The organism is Melghirimyces algeriensis (genome assembly GCF_900182565.1).
In the GTDB taxonomy this organism is placed as follows: domain Bacteria; phylum Bacillota; class Bacilli; order Thermoactinomycetales; family DSM-45169; genus Melghirimyces; species Melghirimyces algeriensis.
Map to the genome: position 1 here is coordinate 213,885 of NZ_FXTI01000005.1, position 15,896 is coordinate 229,780.

At 46.5% G+C, this 15,896-nt stretch carries 13 protein-coding genes; 1 reads left to right on the forward strand and 12 read right to left on the reverse strand.

Features of this window, described 5'->3' with window-relative positions:
* Positions 1-85: 85 nt before the first annotated feature.
* The 7 genes from FN782_RS09405 to speE all read right to left on the reverse strand — a co-directional run bounded on the left by FN782_RS09405 (position 86) and on the right by speE (position 7,568).
* Positions 86-1,486, reverse strand: a complete 1,401-nt coding sequence (locus tag FN782_RS09405; RefSeq protein ID WP_425462702.1) for a sigma-54 interaction domain-containing protein — start codon at positions 1,484-1,486, stop codon at positions 86-88.
* A gap of 194 nt (positions 1,487-1,680) precedes the next feature.
* Positions 1,681-2,964, reverse strand: coding sequence for a M14 family metallopeptidase (locus FN782_RS09410; RefSeq protein WP_221930171.1), 1,284 nt, complete (start codon positions 2,962-2,964; stop codon positions 1,681-1,683).
* Between the two features lie 499 nt (positions 2,965-3,463).
* Positions 3,464-3,619, reverse strand: coding sequence for a XapX domain-containing protein (locus FN782_RS09415; RefSeq protein ID WP_142505531.1), 156 nt, complete (start codon positions 3,617-3,619; stop codon positions 3,464-3,466).
* Positions 3,620-3,646: 27 nt separating this feature from the next.
* On the reverse strand, positions 3,647-5,317 hold the full coding sequence (gene argS / locus FN782_RS09420; protein WP_142505532.1) for an arginine--tRNA ligase: 1,671 nt from the start codon (positions 5,315-5,317) through the stop codon (positions 3,647-3,649).
* On the reverse strand, positions 5,314-5,745 hold the full coding sequence (locus FN782_RS09425) for a YwiB family protein (protein WP_185956179.1): 432 nt from the start codon (positions 5,743-5,745) through the stop codon (positions 5,314-5,316). The genes argS and FN782_RS09425 overlap by 4 nt, the downstream gene beginning before the upstream one ends.
* A gap of 110 nt (positions 5,746-5,855) precedes the next feature.
* Positions 5,856-6,725, reverse strand: coding sequence for an agmatinase (gene speB, locus FN782_RS09430; protein WP_142505534.1), 870 nt, complete (start codon positions 6,723-6,725; stop codon positions 5,856-5,858).
* A gap of 3 nt (positions 6,726-6,728) precedes the next feature.
* Positions 6,729-7,568, reverse strand: a complete 840-nt coding sequence (speE, locus tag FN782_RS09435; protein ID WP_142505596.1) for a polyamine aminopropyltransferase — start codon at positions 7,566-7,568, stop codon at positions 6,729-6,731.
* Between the two features lie 205 nt (positions 7,569-7,773).
* On the opposite strand from speE, the gene FN782_RS09440 reads away from it, so the two are divergent.
* On the forward strand, positions 7,774-9,819 hold the full coding sequence (locus FN782_RS09440; protein ID WP_142505535.1) for a transglycosylase domain-containing protein: 2,046 nt from the start codon (positions 7,774-7,776) through the stop codon (positions 9,817-9,819).
* Between the two features lie 24 nt (positions 9,820-9,843).
* Here FN782_RS09440 and FN782_RS09445 read toward each other — a convergent pair whose 3' ends face one another.
* The 5 genes from FN782_RS09445 to FN782_RS09465 all read right to left on the reverse strand — a co-directional run bounded on the left by FN782_RS09445 (position 9,844) and on the right by FN782_RS09465 (position 15,626).
* The gene (locus FN782_RS09445; RefSeq protein ID WP_142505536.1) at positions 9,844-10,092 is read right to left on the reverse strand and encodes a hypothetical protein; all 249 of its coding nucleotides are present in this window, start codon (positions 10,090-10,092) and stop codon (positions 9,844-9,846) included.
* Positions 10,093-10,407: 315 nt separating this feature from the next.
* The gene (locus FN782_RS09450; RefSeq protein ID WP_185956180.1) at positions 10,408-12,276 is read right to left on the reverse strand and encodes an alpha/beta fold hydrolase; all 1,869 of its coding nucleotides are present in this window, start codon (positions 12,274-12,276) and stop codon (positions 10,408-10,410) included.
* Positions 12,277-12,347: 71 nt separating this feature from the next.
* Entirely contained in the window at positions 12,348-12,929 is a 582-nt protein-coding gene (locus FN782_RS09455) for a TetR/AcrR family transcriptional regulator (protein WP_142505538.1), read from the reverse strand.
* 368 nt (positions 12,930-13,297) lie between these two features.
* Complete coding sequence (locus FN782_RS09460) at positions 13,298-13,804, reverse strand: YwhD family protein (protein ID WP_142505539.1); 507 nt, start codon at positions 13,802-13,804, stop codon at positions 13,298-13,300.
* A 70-nt stretch (positions 13,805-13,874) separates the two neighbouring features.
* Positions 13,875-15,626: an ATP-binding protein gene (locus FN782_RS09465; RefSeq protein ID WP_185956181.1), complete on the reverse strand. Its 1,752-nt coding sequence runs from the start codon at positions 15,624-15,626 to the stop codon at positions 13,875-13,877.
* Between the last annotated feature and the right edge of the window lie 270 nt (positions 15,627-15,896).

Consider the following 15,896-nt stretch of genomic DNA (forward strand, 5'->3'; position numbering starts at 1 on the left):
CAAGAAATATACCAACTACCAAATTGTGTGAGTAGCGGAAGATTTCAGCCATCAACATGAAAAAACTGCCGAAAATCCGGCACTTTCACGATTTTTTCTCCAATCCCAATTTTTGCAATTTATACTGTAAGGTCTGCCTGGGAATCCCCAGAAGAATTGCTGCCTGACGAATGTTCCCCTCTGTGCTTTCCATCGCTTCTCGAATATAATGCTCTTCCACTCGTGCCAACAAACGGGGTAACGGTTCATTGTCCTCCGTAGAAACGGACTTCAATGGAGGCACTTTCTTTTTTCGTCCGATCTCCATATATTGTGGAAGATGATCCAAGCCAATCCGATCTCCCTCTACATGATTCATCGCTCCCTCAATCGCATGCTCCAGCTCTCTGACATTTCCTGGCCAGTGATAGGTTTGAAAAAGACTGCGAACTTCCTCTGTCAATCCAGTTACCAGCGTTTCAAAGCGATAATTCAGCTTGCGGATAAAATGACGGGTTAACAGGGGAATATCCTCTCTGCGCTCCCGAAGTGGAGGAAGTTCCAAACGAACCACATGAATGCGATAATAAAGATCTTTCCGCAAGCGCCCCTCCCGAACACTCACCTCCGGGTCCTCATTTGTGGCAGCTAAAATACGCACATCTACCGGTCGCATTCGGACATCCCCCACTCGGCGCACGGACTGATCTTCCAACACCCGCAACAGCTTGGCCTGCAAATCAACAGGCATCGCATGGATTTCATCCAAAAAGAGGGTTCCCCCTTCCGCCAATTCAAACAATCCAGGTCGGTCCTCCGCTCCGGTAAAAGCCCCCCGTGCAGTCCCAAACAAAATCCCTTCCAAAAGGGAGGAGGGGATCGCCGCACAATTTTGCGCAATAAACGGTCGGTTACACCGCGGAGAAGCGGTATGGATCGATTGGACGATCAATTCTTTACCCGTTCCGGTTTCTCCCACCACCAACACCGGGGATCGCGTCGTGGCCGCACGCTTTGCCCGTTCCATCTCGCGTTTCATATTGGGGCTTTCGGTAATAATCTGCTCAAACCGATACAAGGTTTGCTCTTGGGGCAAGGTATCCTTTTTTGTTCCTCTCACCCGTTGTTCCAGATCAATCACTTTATCGGACAATTCCTGAATTCTTGTAATATCTTTTGACACCTCCATCGCCCCTACCCACTCCCCATCTACACCGAGCGGCATTGTGGAGTTAACGGTGACAATCCGCTGCCCATGTCGGTTGGTGTAACTCTGTTGCTGGTGATCGATGGGCTTTCCCGTACGAAGCACCTTTAACAGCGTGCTCGTCTTGGGAGTCAAGGAAGGAAATACTTCCAGGAGATGCTTTCCCACTACCTCTTCTTCTTTCATTCCATCCAACTGAGCAGCAAACCGATTGTAAAAAACCGTTTTTCCAGTCGCATCCACCACATGAATCCCTTCATGAATCTTCTGCAACACTTCAACCAGCATCCGTTTCGTCATGGCGATGGTTTTCAATCTGTTCCCCCTCCTGTACAGATTGCCAAAAAATTGTCACATTATGTGCTGAAAATTCGTCACTTTGATTATATATTGAATTTTCCCTTCGGTCGAATCAAGGATCGTTTCCAACAAAAAACATCCTAAAAAAAATCGACCTCCTTTCGAAGGTCGCGCTCCTTTTTCGCTTCAATCAGTTATTTACTTTTGCAGTAGGAATCCTCCTTTCCAATGGTACGGTAAGGACAATCCGCCTGTTCGGTGAGGTACAACACCGCCTCTCGATTTCGTTTCGTCTCCCGGTCAATCCGTTCATCCGGCGGATAAAAACCGGGAAAATAGGATGTGGGATACATCTCAAAGGTGTAGGCAAAAATGCCATGCTCCCCATAAGCCCAATCTGTCATATCCCCATCCGTGATATACAGATCACTGGACTGCATCGGTTGGTAATGATTCGTTTTGGCCATCGCCTTGCCCATGGTTTCAAATACCTTCTGGTCATCGGAAGACATATCTTGGGGGGTATCTTCATAGGTATACCCATAGGGCCATAAAATCAGCTCACCGTACGTGTGGAAGGTAACGGCGGTTTTAATCTGCTGTTCCCCATTTACCACACGACTGTCGATAAACGACTTCAAGCTGGCTGTCTCCGGAGCGGAAAAGGGAGACGTCCCTCTGTAGGTTTCACTGGATGGATTTCCACTGGACCCTCCACAGCACCCCCATTTGTATCCAAAGTTCCGATTGAGATCCGTTCCGACGGAAAACGATCCCTGATTGGTTTGTCTGTTTTTTCTCCAATATCGGTACCTTCCATCTTCAATATCATACTCACTTCCATCGGGATTTAATGTAAACACCACATAGATTTCCCGATTATTGACGGACTTGGTCACTCGATCGTCCGACCCATAGGAATCGGTAAACATCTTTAATGTATAGAGAGCCATTTCCACGGTCAGATGCTCTCTGGCATGGTGTTGGGCAACAAATAACACTTCCGGTTCATTCTCATCCTCCTCCACATGATCACTGATCTTTGCCGCCCACAATTCCCTTCCTTCATAGGAATTCCCTATACTGAACAGTTTGACAATATCCGGATGATCGGAAGCCGCTTTTTTGATCTCGCTCACCATTTCTTGATAATTGTGATATTTTGAATCAGACGGTGGAAAATCCATCGGCTGCAAAATTTTCTTTGGATAAAATCCCAACTTTCTAATTTTTTTCACTTCAGAAGGACCTGCTCGAACCAACACATATCCTTCTCCTACTTCTTCAATCGCCAAGCCCTCTCTAGCCAATTTGGTTCGTTCCTCACGCGTATCCACTTTTTCTACACGATAGAGATCCCGTTGAATTTCCTTGCCATCTGCTAACTTCGCTTTGGTTTGTGAGAACACCTCAAACGATAACATCGAAGTCGTTAAAACAATAATCATCGCCACTGTTAACCATTTCAACCACTTCAAGATTCATTCCTCCTTTTTTGAATTCGCTTGACCCATTTTTGATTCCAACTCTTTAACTCGATCATATGATTCACAAACAGAATTTGGCAACCCATTTGGTTGAAGGAATCCCCCTATCAAAGGGAATTCCCCCGGCCCCTTCGGGGATTATCCGGTATCACATAAATCCTTTAACAAAGGTTTATTCAATGGTCATGGTCTCTTTACAATGGTGATTTATCATGAACCTGAAAAAGTCACCTAATGGACAAAAATGGGCTTGAATGAAACGCTTTCAAGGTGTTATTCTTCTGTAACTGTGAGGTTGGTCTTCATCCATCCGTTGTTACGGTGTTGAGATAAAACATAAAAGGTGGGAATGAGATGTCTAGTCACAATCAAGTAATCACATTAATTTACTCCTTTGCCGTTGCTGGTGCATTCATGGGTGCCGGGCTTTTGTTCATGGGACAGTAACAAAAAAGGCCGTCCTTCCATCGAAGGACGGCCTTTTTTGAGCTTACAAGATCCATTCAAACAGCTTATACCCCAGATAAATTCCGATAATCCCCAATACTCCGGGCAAGGCATTGGGTGCGGGAATGGGCAGCCGTAACCAAGCAAAAAGGAATCCCACAATCAATCCTGTCAAAACGGAAAGGACGTAGATGTTCATCCACCCATCCCCCTTTGAGCGACGTCTTTACATCTTGACCGGGGCGGAAACACCGATCATTCCCAAACCATTTTTTAATACCTGGGCCACTCCCACTAAGAGAGAAAGACGGGCACGGGTAAGATCCTCATCCTCCTGGATCACCCGATGGGCATTGTAATAGCTGTGAAAGAGAGTGGATAGATCAAACAGATAACGAACCACTCGATGTGGAGACATTTGCCGGGCTGCAACACCCACCTCTTCTGGAAATTCCGCCAGCTTTTGCAACAGGTCAAATTCTCCCTCTTCCTGTAAGGCGGACAGATGGTTCTGATCCAGGCCCACAGAAAACCCTTTTTCACGGGCCTGACGAAATACACTGTTAATCCGTGCATAGGCATATTGGACATAAAATACAGGGTTTTCGTTGGACTGGGATACCGCCAAGTCCATATCAAAATCCAAGTGGCTATCCGGACTGCGGGAGGCAAAAATATAGCGCGTCGCATCTACACCGACTTCTTCCATCAATTCCACAAGCGTAATCGCCTTGCCCGTTCGTTTGGACATTTTAACGAGCTCTCCACCTTGATATAGCTTCACCATCTGGGTAATCAAAAAGGTCAATTTGTCCACATCATAACCCAAAGCCTTCATCGCCGCTTGAATACGTGGGACATACCCATGGTGATCCGCTCCTAAAATATCGACAATGTGGTCAAATCCCCGCTTATATTTGTTCCGGTGATAGGCAATATCCGGTGTAATGTAGGTATAGGACCCATCCCGTTTTACCAGTACCCGATCCTTATCATCCCCAAATCGGGAGGATTTCAACCACAAGGCCCCATCTTCCTCATAGGTTTGACCCAACCGGGTCAACTCCTCTATACTCTCCTGAACTGCTTTGCGATCATGAAGGGACTGCTCACTAAACCAACTGTCAAACTCCACCCGATAGGCTTTTAGGTCATTCTTGATCTTATCTAGGAGATGCTTTAAGCCATACTGCCGAATGTGGGAATAACGCTCTTTGGCGTCCAGTTGAAGCAAGCGGTCTCCTTCCTCATCCGCCAATTGTTTCCCCAATTGAATGATATCCTGCCCCCGGTATCCGTCTTCCGGAAAGGGAGCTTCTAGACCGAGTGCCTCTTTGTAGCGAGCCTCCAGAGAAAGGGTCATGTTATGGATCTGATTCCCAGCATCATTGATATAATATTCCCTCGTCACATCATATCCGGCCGCTTCTAGAACATTGCAAAGCACATCCCCAACGGCCGCTCCGCGGGCATGTCCCAAATGAAGACTACCGGTGGGGTTGGCACTTACAAACTCAACCAACACTCTTTTTCCTTTTCCCCTGTGAGACTGACCGTAGGTCTCCTTCGTCTGATCGATTTCAACCAACACTTCGGACAGAAAAGACCGGTCAATAAAAAAGTTGATAAATCCAGGTCCAGCGACTTGAATCTCCTTGATAAACGCTTTTTCTTTGTTGATTTTTTCCTTAATCTCCTCCGCAATCTGGCGGGGATTTTTCTTTGCAATACTGGCCAGTTGCATGGCGATATTCGTTGCCAAGTCCCCATGCGCTTTTTCCCTGGGAACCTCCAGCTGAACTTCCGGAATATTTTCTTCAGAAGCCAATCCTGCCTCAATGACCGCTTTTTGAATCTCCAGTTTCAGATTGGTTTTCATTTGCTCCAGTGCATTCATGTTGATGCAGCCACCTCCGTCCATTGAATGGTCAGTTGATATCGGCCCAACGCTTCGCCTTCCATAAACAGACGAAAGGAAAACTGTACCTGACCTCCTTCGTCCAAACGTTCTCTTTGGTATGAAAGGGTTTGGACATCCATTTCCGCTACCCCACCAGGAGTCTCGATCAAGCAGCTCGTCATTTTCCCCGGACAATACCGTTGCCGATAGGAAACCGCACCTTGCCGGATGACGGTTACCTCATCCTGGTCCGCCTTTACCGTTGTTTTCACTTCATCCTCCGTCCCTGGTTTTTCGGTATACTTCAGTATCCAACGGTTTTCCCTTGTCTGAAACCAGCCTTCCATCTGTTGTTCAATCGGCTCTTGACGTTCACCATCTTCAGAATCGATCAGGGAAACAATTGAAAGTCGAATCCGATCCAAAGAATTGGACACTCCTTTTCCAATTGGTTTGTATCTTATCATGTGACTCTGATCTTTTCCAACCGTTCAATCTCCCTACTTGTGGGGAACATATTAAAACGGCAATCGTATTACCGGGAGAATCCCAGCAACATCTCGCGAATTACTTTGGCCGCAACAACCGCGGTCTGTTCCGTTGGATCGTAAGCGGGAGCAACCTCCACAAGATCCGCCCCCACCACTTCGACCTCCGAACGGGCAATGGCATGGATGGCTTCCAGAAGTTCTCCGGAATGAATTCCTCCCGGTTCAGGTGTTCCTGTTCCGGGAGCAAAGGCAGGGTCCAATACATCAATATCCACCGTTACGTAAACCGGCCTTCCTTTCAGGCTGGGCAACACTTCCTTCAGCGGACGCAACACTTCATAAGGATAGAAATGAATATGTTCCCGTGCATACTCAAACTCTTCCTTGGTTCCGGATCGAATCCCAAACTGATAAACATTCTCCGGACCCAACAATTGAGCGATCTTTCGAAGTGGAGTGGCATGGGACAAAATCTCCCCTTCATAGTCCGTTCGAAGATCCGCATGAGCATCCAGATGGATCACGGCCAACTGTTTGTAATGCTTGTGCACTTCCCGGACAATCGGCCAAGTGACCAGGTGCTCTCCTCCGATGCCCAGAGGCATCTTCTTTTTTTGCAATACTTGATCGACAAATGCTCCAATCTCGTGAACACTCTTTTCCGGATTGCCAAACGGGAGAGGAATATCGCCGGCATCAAAATAGTTGAACTCAGAGAGGTCACGGGAAAGATAGGGGCTAAATTCCTCCAGAACCAGAGACGCTTCCCGCACCCGTTTGGGACCAAACCGGGAACCGGGACGGAAACTGACTGTCCAGTCCATAGGAATCCCATAGATCACCGTTTGCGCCTGTTCCAACTGTGGATTGGCACCGATAAACACATTCCCGGAGTATGCTTCATCAAACCGCATCCGTTACGCTTCCCCCTTCCCAGTCAGTTCTTCTACAAATTTAGGAAGTCTGAACAGCGCGTGATGCAACGTTGGACCATAGTATTTGGTATGGATCGCCTGGAGGTCCTCCTCCCGCAAGGAAATCGGGTCCCGCCCTTTGGACCCCAGCGTAAAGCTCCACAATCCGCTGGGATAGGTGGGAATGCTGGCAGTATACAGACGGGCAATCGGAAAAATATTGGAAATATCCCTGTATACCCGTCGAATGAGATCTCGGTTAAACCATGGGGATTCCGTTTGAGCAACCATGATTCCTTCCGGACGGAGCGCTTCAAAAATCCCCTGATAGAAAGGCTTCTGGAAAAGTCCTACGGCCGGTCCGACCGGTTCCGTGGAATCTACCAGAATCACATCGTAATGGTTGGGATGTGCTTCAATATGCTTAATCCCATCCTCCACCCGAATCTTCACCCTGGAATCTTCCAGTGCCCCAGCGATTTTTGGAAAATACTCCTTGGATACTTCGATAACCCGTCCGTCAATTTCACATAAAACCGCATGTTCGACAGAAGGATACTTCAATACCTCCCGGATGACACCTCCGTCCCCTCCACCAATCACAAGCACCCGTTTTGGATTGGGATGGGTATTCATCCCCACATGGGTAAGCATTTCATGGTAAACAAATTCATCCTGGTCCGTCGTCATCACCATACCGTCCAACACAAGCATACGGCCAAACTGTTTGGTCTCAATCACATCCAAACTCTGATATTCTGTCTGTTCATGGTGAAGCGTGCGACCAATTTTGGCCTGAATCCCAAAATCGGGGGTTTGTTTTTCTGTATACCAAAGTTCCATATCCATGGTTTCCATACTCCTTCCCTACCTCTTCTCTTTCGAAAAACCCTTTCATAAGAATAATCCAAGTACTGGCGGGAAACAATCTCAGACTTTAAAAGAAGCAAAATCTTTCCTTGGCGAATAGGGAAACTTTCACTGATTCATACTAGGCGTCGTAAGGATTTCCATTTCTTTGCAAAGGATACACAAGGAGTGGGCCAATATGGGAGAAGACACAAACCGAACCCTGCACCCGGAATCCTCATGGGAACAACTCCCATATTTCAAGTGGTTATCCCGCTGTCGGAATGTGATTCGCTGGTTTGCATTCTGTTTGGTGGTTGGAGTTGCACTGGCACTGATTACGGTCTTGTATTTAAAATCAAAACCGCTCCCACCCCCACAAATCGGTATGACCACACAACTGCTGGATGCTCATGGAAACCTGATTGATCATTTGGACCAGGGGGAGAGAAGAGATCCGGTAAAGTTAAAACACCTTCCGCAATCTGTCATTGATGCAACTTTGACAGCGGAAGACCAGCATTTTTACGAGCACTGGGGGTTTTCACCCAAAGGCATCCTGCGGGCCATTTTGGTGAACATCAAAAAAGGACATGTCGCCCAGGGAGCCAGCACCATCACACAACAACTGGCTCGAAATCTATATCTAACCCATGACCGAACATGGTCCAGAAAATGGAAAGAAGCGATATTTACGACACAGTTGGAGCTTCACTTTTCCAAAAATGAGATCCTTCAGATGTACCTGAACAAAATTTATTACGGACATGGCGCTTATGGAATTGAGCGTGCAGCCCAAGTCTACTTTGGCAAGCCCGCGCGGGATCTCACCTTGGCGGAGAGTGCCATTCTGGCAGGCATCCCCCGTGGACCCAGCCAGTACTCTCCCCTTAATCATCCTGCCAAAGCAAAAGCCCGGCAGAAAGCCATCCTAAATGGCATGGTCCGCAATCATAAGATTACCAAGTCGGAAGCGGAAAAGGCTAAAAATGAATCGTTGGTATATGCAAAGCCTCCTCAACCTCAACCGGCAAAGGCCCCCTATTTCCGTGATTACATTCTTCGGGTGGCTACATCCGAATATGGATTGGATGAAAACCAAGTCCGCAACGGAGGACTCAAAATATATACCACCTTGGACCTGGATATGCAAAAAAAGGCAGAAGAAACCCTGAACAGATACTTAACAGAAGACCTTCAAGGAGCACTGATCAGTATCGATCCCCGAAACGGTCACATCAAGTCCATGGTTGGTGGAAAAGATTACCGGGTTTCACAGTACAACCGTGTCTTCAGTAAACGGCAGCCGGGGTCCACTTTTAAACCCATTCTCTATCTGGCGGCTTTGCGAAACGGATGGACCCCTGCCGCCCGTTATGAAAGCAAACCAACCACCTTTATTCATCAAGGAGGGACATACCGGCCAACCAACTATCACAACCGATATGCCCACCGACCCATCACAATGGCAGAGGCCCTCGCCGCTTCCGATAATGTGTTTGCGGTTCATACACACCTTTCCATCGGAGAAGAGGAAGCCGTGCGGATGGGACGCCATCTGGGAATACGAAGCCCTTTGCGTCCTGTTCCCTCATTGGCTTTAGGAACCAGCCCTGTCAGTCCCTTTGAAATGGCTCAGGTATATGCCACCTTGGCCGCAGGCGGAGTCCGCCATCAACCTATGGCCATCCTGCGGATTGAAGATGCAGAAGGAAACATCCTGAGTGAATCGAGACAAACTCCCAAACAAGTCCTTACACCGGCAGAAGCATTTGTCATGACACGGATGATGCAGGGGGTGTTTGCCCCCGGAGGAACAGCCAACCGAGTCAAACAAATCCTTTCCCGGCCAGTGGCCGGAAAAACCGGGAGCACAAACTGGGATTCCTGGCTTTCCGGCTATACACCCCAGCTGGCCACCACCATCTGGGTAGGATATGACAAAGGGAAGTCAATCCCTCGCGGTACATCCCGGAGGACACACAATATTTGGGGAAACTATATGAAAGATGTCCTGCAACCGCTGCCCGCCATGCGCTTTCAACCACCACAAGGGGTCGTCAAGGTAACAATCGACCCGGAAACAGGGGGACGGGCGGTCCAATCCTGTCCCAGGTCCTCCGACATCTGGTTTATTGCTGGAACGGAACCCAAACAAATGTGTAAGTCCCATCGAAAGGCCCAGCCCAAACCATCACAGGAACCCTCTCTATGGGAACGCATCAAAAAATGGTGGCACGGTTAGACGACCGGCCACCTTGCTTGATTTTCAGCATTCGTCGCTGCCACCAATTTCCCCTTCTCCGTCCGCCAGAATTCCATCATTATGCAGCGTGATTAAATCCGCCTCACTCAATTCCTTCATAATTTCATAAAAACTTTCTCTTCGCTCAATCGGAAGATTTTTAACGAATCGGTTAATGATTTCCGGGGAAGCATTGGGAGTAAAGTGCACCCCGCCATGCCGGGCAAAGTGTTCCTGTTCCTCCGGGCGTTCTTCATTCTTTTGTTGTCCCATTGTGAATCGCCTCCTTACATATAGCATGCACAAGCAAACGATCCCTATCGGTGTGAACAACAAGAAAAAAACACCAAAATAGCGGGCAAACGCCCGCTACTTCGGTGTCCTAGCACGTCGGTTCCGCAATCTGAACTTAAGTTTACCCCAATCGCCCTCCCCCACACAAGCCGAGCCATCCAATGTTCACACAGCGTTCATTTTTCCGGAGATGATAAGCGCCTATTCCATTAAAGAACTACTGGTCATGATGATATTTATCATTACGTTCTGTTAATGACTTAAAATTACATCTGACAAATCCCAAAGGTTTTTTCAGCGATCCGATGCATTGTTCGCTTTACCAAGAATCACATCATGGATCAATTCAGCCGTTTCATCCGGATGGGAAATCGGGAAAGAGTGATGATAGGAGACGGGAATCGTTTGATATTTGCGGTTATAGGGTTCAATTGAGAATCCGGTATCTTTTGTCCCCAAAATAATCGTTGTTTTCAAAGGATCTAACTCCATTTGATATGGTTGCAATCCTTCTTTCCGATGGAATCTTGCCAATATTTCCGCATTTGTTTTCCGGACTCTTGGCGACGCCAGATCATTCAGGACATATTGAACATAATCGTTTGGAATCGTCGCTGAGTTTTCAAAGGCGGAAGACTTTACGAATGCTTTTCTCAACTGTTCCTCATTGGAAAACTTCAAAGCGAGTTTGGATGATAGCCATGGGAGCTTGTATATGGTTTTTCTTTTATCACTGGACTGCAACCCAGGTTGTAACAAGATGAGTTGCTTGATCTGATTGGGTACACGTTGACTGACCTGTGAAGCAATCCACCCTCCAAAGGAATGCCCCACCAGAATGACAGGTTGACCGATCTCATCCACGACCTGCACAACGGAGTCAATCATGGCTTGTAAAGAATCCTTCTGATGATGGTAAGGGGATCGCCCAAAGCCGGGAAGATCAACGGCAATCGCGGGTCCTGCCGTTATCCTGTTCATGATGGGAACCCAATGATCAGCTCCGCTAAACAGTCCATGAAGGAACACAACCGGTGTTCCTTTCTGTACCGTTTCCAACGTTGCCAACTCCCCTCTCTTATTTCGTTTGATATGGGAAGGAACAGTATCGCCATGGGAAAGTTGGTAATCCAAGTCTGCAATCACATGGTGAAGGATCGGCTTTACCTTGAAGGGCTCTGCATGAATGTTTTTGACGGATTCCATATTGATGTCGTGTTGAATGAGGAACCCAAGGGATTCTTCCGGGATTCCCATCTTCTCCCCTAGCTTGGATCGTAAGAGCCTTTTTAATACGGGAATGGGAATGCTCCCCTTTGGAGGAATCGTTCGCAGCTCATGAGCAATCATGGTTAATAATTCTCTTAGGTTTGGTGTATCTGACCGATCGGCCATCGTGTAGTAGGTATTGCTCTTGGGATCAGGCTGGTTCACTAAGAGGCAAATGAAGGTAGCAAGCTCGCTATTGGTGATAAGAGGGAGCCAGTAGGACGCTCCACCGGGAACCGCTAACATTTTCTTGCTTCTGACACTGTCGACGAGCATTCCTACCCCTTTTACCTGTACCGTTTCTCCAGTTTTTATATTTCCAATCACTGTAGATGGATTCACAACGGACAAGGGAATAGCCAATTCCCTGGCTTGCTGTCTGACGAGAATGTCCGACAACAGTTTCATGCGCTCGTAAGCTCCTTCGTCAGGCAGGAAATCTGTCATTTGATCCACATCACGATCCCAAGGAATGTTTCCTTCATGAAAAGGACTTTTGTATCCGACAAGGTGTATGAAATGTTGAATCGCCTTGGGATGCGTCTGGTGCTGAATCTTTCTGCAAAGTTTGAATAGCTCTTTGGTGGCCCCCAAAAACACACGCTTCGCTACTTCCTCATCCAATTCAATATCCATCGGGCCCCCGGCATGTATCATGATTTCTGTTTTTACCAAGTGTTTCATATCCCGACGTTCAATTCCCAGATTCTCTTTGCTTAAATCACCTAGAATGGGGATCACCTGTTGTTCATGAAATCCCTGTTCCTCTTTCAGTTTATGGTACTTATCTTTGGAACGGATGAGTGCAAGGATGGTATGTCCTTCTTCACCTAATCGCTTCAGCAATTCCTTTCCGATAAATCCCGTCGCCCCTGTTAAAAAAATTGTAGCCATGCTTTTTCTCCCACCTTTATTGCTTGATAGCATTTTTAGTACTGCATGGTACTAGACATGTATAAAAAAAATTAGTCCAGCAGCGCAGTCAGTGTTTGTAAAGAGTCATCCATATAGTGTTGATCCGCTGTAATCTCTGAGAGAAGTAATGCCCCTTCCAACGTCGAAATAATCAATTTGGCTGTTTTTCTTACATCAATTGCTTTTGTAATTTGCTTCTGGGCAATTCCGGATTGAAGAATCTCTTCAACCACAGGGACCTGTTCCAGAAAGAAATTCTTGATCACGGTATGGATGCGTGGCGACTGCTGGGCTGCCTGCAAGTACAAAGAAATAAATGGACACCCACCCTTGTCATGATCTAAACACTCCTGATTGGAAATAAGAGCCACCATTTTGTTCAATTTTTCTTTATAGCTCTTTTTTGAACGGACAAGCTCATCAATGTGTTGCTCCAGCAGTGATATACGCCACTTGATCACACCAATGGCCAACTCTTCCTTATTTTTAAAGTGATAATATATGTTGGACTTGGATATACCACTCACGTGAACAACTTCATCCATGCTCGTTAAATGATAGCCTTTCTCCAAGAATAATCTAGCTGCAATTTCAATCACTTTGTCTCTATTGGTTTTTTTGATGGTATTCATGATTAGAACTATACAGTACTAAAAAGGGGAAGTCAAGCAAATTCTTATACTTTTGATGGGATAATGATGTAGGGAGCTGAGGGGGAAATGTACTCTTGCTACGTGTAGAGTCCCTGACGCCTGCTGAAGAGAACTGCAGATCGGTCCAATGCTTCTCTCCCATGTACCATATCACATCTATTTTTAAGACTGCTGATAAAGGGCAATGTTAAAATCCAATGCGAGCATCCTTTTTGACTACCCAGCGAAACCCCCGGAAGTCCCAACCGTTCAGCGGACAACCGTTTTTTCCTTTGTCCGCTGGTTGAGGCTTCCGGGGGTGGAGGAGGATGAAAATACCGGTTTTGCCACGACTTTGTCTTCAAGCTCTATTTTTGGGTATCCACCTGCAATGCTTTTTTCAGTTCTTCGGGGGAATTTTCCCACATCTCCTGATCATTTTCTATCAAAAAGCGACGCAAGGCCTCTTTTCCTTCATCATCCAAGTCGGAAATACGATATCGGCGCTTTAATGCATCATCCATTCGGTTCACATGAAGCGGTAAGTTTTTCCATCCGCGGCGTGCTTCATGGTCAATCACCATTGAACAGGCAGCCGCACCCGCATAATAAGGCCCTTTCTCATTCCGATCAACGGTCACCCAAACAATCCAATAAACCTTCCCGTTGGGGACATCTTCCGGGTTACTGATAAATTTGATTCGACGTTCAACAGCGCTTTTCGCATGAATCAGACCCAGATCAATCTTTGCCTGGTCTCCGTCAATCAGGACGGCTGACAGATCCCTTAGATTCAGCGTACCTGTATAATATCCCCCATGGGTCGTAGAATCTTCCCGAATGATATTAAAACCGGAATTCTTTTTCTGGCTCACGAACGTCCCTCCTTTTACTTCTTTTTGTATTGTATCTCATTGCGAATATCCTTTCAAAAGGGACCAGGGATCAAAAGTTTTTCAGCAAGTTTACCCGTTCCAATACTTCACTCCGGTTTAAAGAAATGTCTGAGCCCTCCTGTTGCTTTCTGCTGACTGCTTTTTTGGAGCTCGGTTGACGCAGGGGAAGATGGATATTAAAGGTTGTTCCTCTACCCGGTTGACTGGTGACATAAATTTGCCCCCCATGCTCCGTAATAATCCGATGACAAATGGACAGACCAATTCCGGTTCCGTCTTCTTTGGTTGTAAAAAAGGGATCAAAAATTCTGGACATATACTCAGGAGGGATTCCACTTCCGTTATCCTGAATCTGAATACTGATCCGATTTTGTATTTCCTTCCAGAAAATTTTGATGACCCCTTTATCTTGCAAAGATTCCAGTCCATTTTGCATCAGGTTGATCAGGACTTGCTTCAACTGCTCCGCATCCGCCTCGATAATCACTGGAGTATCCGGCCGGATGGTAACGAGCTCATGGCCCATCAGAATGGATCGCGGGTTGAGAAGTTGCAACACATCATCAATCAGCCGATCCAGGTTAAACAGTGTATAACGAGCTGGCCGACACTCACTCAGATGCAGGAATTGCTTTAACAGATCATTGATACGATCAATTTCAGGAAGAATAACCGACTCCCATTTTTTCACTTCAGGCGAATCTGCAGAGGATAACTGAATAAACCCTCGAATGGATGTCAAAGGGTTGCGGATCTCATGCGCAAGGCCTGCTGCCAATTGACCGACAGCTGACAATTTTTCCAAGTGGCGTCTGCGTTCTTCTTTCTGATGACGAATCCTTTTTTGTTCAATGGATAACCGATACTCTGCCAATCGAATCAACTCCGAAGTATTTTGGACCTCCTCCGGAAATGTAGCGGTACCTATGCAATAATTCACCAGACCATGTTCCGAACGCAATCCACCGATCACTTGTTCTACTGTATCCAGACATAGTCGCAAAGTGGCATCATCTCCTACAGCTCCCACTGTAAATTGATCTCCATCATAACGTGCCACTTGTGCGTAAGCAGGGAGCTCCTTTTTCAGTTGACGGGCAACTTCGACTAAAAGCTGATCCCCTACATCAATTCCTTCTTTCATATTCACTTGTTGAAAATCGACCAAATCAACACACACTACATGATAGGACTGGTTGGCCGCCAAACAGCGGGATAAAATCTTGGTTACCTGCTCCTGAAAGCCACTTAGGTTATACACTCCGGTCAGATAATCCCTCCGGTTGGTCTCTTCCAACTCTTCAATATATTCATGCAGGCGCGTATGAGCTTCATCCATTTTTTTCAAAAGATTCCGGTTCTCGTGTCTCAATTCATCGGTATGTTGACGGGTACGTTGCAGGAAGATGATAAACCATGCACAAAAAACAAACAGAATTGCCTCTCCCACCAATTGGTCGAGATGTTCAAAAGGTGGAATTCCATACTGTAATATGCTGTACACGGAAAAGAACAGAATCGTGGAGCACACGATATTACCCGGTGTAGACCGCTCATACAGCAAAACAAAACTGATCAGATAAACCCACAAAAAACCCAGATTACCCGTACAAAAGTCGATGACTCCCACCAAAACCAAAATGGTTAACGGATAAAGGAGAACAGGAAAAGAGCGGGACCATTCATGTCGCTTCCAGATTAAAACCCACACCAATGGCAAGCAAATGGTAACGACAGTCGCGCTAATTTTCAGATCCAAACCCTGTCCAACTGGAGTTTCGAGGGTTAAGAATTCATTCATCAAGTTTAACCCCCTCATCTTTTAGATCATTATCGACATCCTTCACTGTAACAAATGCTTTTTTGGAGACTCCCAATTAAAAGAATAACGATACCATTCCACCCTTCACATTCTATTTCCTTCCTCATATTCATGTTTCGACAAAAGCTATCAAATTGTGATTAACGGAAATATCCTACACTCAGAAATTCCCCCAAAAATTTACCGGCTTCCCAATATGGGAAGCCGGCATTTCTATGTGATTTCTTGACCCTCTGATCCATTTTTTAT

Coding starts and splice junctions, on each gene's coding strand:
- speE (WP_142505596.1), bottom strand. CDS start 7,568: ATGGAACTTTGGTATACAGAAAAACAAACCCCCGATTTTGGGATTCAG.
- speB (WP_142505534.1), bottom strand. CDS start 6,725: ATGCGGTTTGATGAAGCATACTCCGGGAATGTGTTTATCGGTGCCAAT.
- argS (WP_142505532.1), bottom strand. CDS start 5,317: ATGAATGCACTGGAGCAAATGAAAACCAATCTGAAACTGGAGATTCAA.
- FN782_RS09415 (WP_142505531.1), bottom strand. CDS start 3,619: ATGAACATCTACGTCCTTTCCGTTTTGACAGGATTGATTGTGGGATTC.
- FN782_RS09440 (WP_142505535.1), top strand. CDS start 7,774: ATGGGAGAAGACACAAACCGAACCCTGCACCCGGAATCCTCATGGGAA.
- FN782_RS09455 (WP_142505538.1), bottom strand. CDS start 12,929: ATGAATACCATCAAAAAAACCAATAGAGACAAAGTGATTGAAATTGCA.
- FN782_RS09450 (WP_185956180.1), bottom strand. CDS start 12,276: ATGGCTACAATTTTTTTAACAGGGGCGACGGGATTTATCGGAAAGGAA.
- FN782_RS09405 (WP_425462702.1), bottom strand. CDS start 1,486: ATGACGAAACGGATGCTGGTTGAAGTGTTGCAGAAGATTCATGAAGGG.
- FN782_RS09445 (WP_142505536.1), bottom strand. CDS start 10,092: ATGGGACAACAAAAGAATGAAGAACGCCCGGAGGAACAGGAACACTTT.
- FN782_RS09465 (WP_185956181.1), bottom strand. CDS start 15,626: ATGAATGAATTCTTAACCCTCGAAACTCCAGTTGGACAGGGTTTGGAT.